This is a genomic window from Streptomyces glaucescens (assembly GCF_002154375.1).
In the GTDB taxonomy this organism is placed as follows: domain Bacteria; phylum Actinomycetota; class Actinomycetes; order Streptomycetales; family Streptomycetaceae; genus Streptomyces; species Streptomyces glaucescens.
In genome coordinates this window covers 1-538 of the sequence record NZ_MUND01001037.1, presented here as the reverse complement: position 1 = coordinate 538, position 538 = coordinate 1, and the positions used below count along the sequence as shown (strand labels likewise).

General features: G+C 75.7%; 1 protein-coding gene. It reads left to right on the top strand.

Annotated features, from left to right (window positions below):
* A partial coding sequence (locus CCN42_RS40385) for a DUF488 domain-containing protein (RefSeq protein WP_143662250.1) occupies positions 1-226 on the top strand: 226 nt, incomplete at its 5' end.
* Positions 227-538: the final 312 nt, after the last annotated feature.

Sequence of the window (538 nt, the reverse complement as noted above, 5' to 3'; positions counted from 1 at the left end):
CGCGGGTCTCGGGGAACTCCTGCGGCTGGCCGGTCACGAGCGGCCGGCGATCATGTGCAGCGAGGCGGTGCCCTGGCGTTGCCACCGGCGGCTCATCACCGACGCGTTGATCGTCGCCGGCGCGGAGGTGGTGCACATCATGTCCCCCACGACGTCGAAGCCGGCCGTGCTGAACGAGCTCGCGCAGGTCCGTGACGGGCACCTGGTCTACCCGCCGCCCCGGTGACGGGGTACGCGCGCGGGCGGATCCGGTGCCGCTGCGGTCGCTGCTCGGCCGCGGGCGGGCTCCGCGGCGCCGCGCGCTGCCCGGCACGGCCGGTGCCGCAAGGTGGCTCACCTGGGAGTGCCGCGCAGGATCCGGGGCGCGGCCGCAGCGGCGGTGCGCGCCGGCCGGCTGCGGATCGCGGCGGTCACCTCGCGGTGGGGTCGCCGCCCGCGCAGGGGTGGGGGTTGGCGCTTTTCCGCTGCTGCACCAACGAGCGACCACCGACAGTCACGTGATCAGCGGGTTCACCCTTCCGATGCGAAGCCGGGGGTG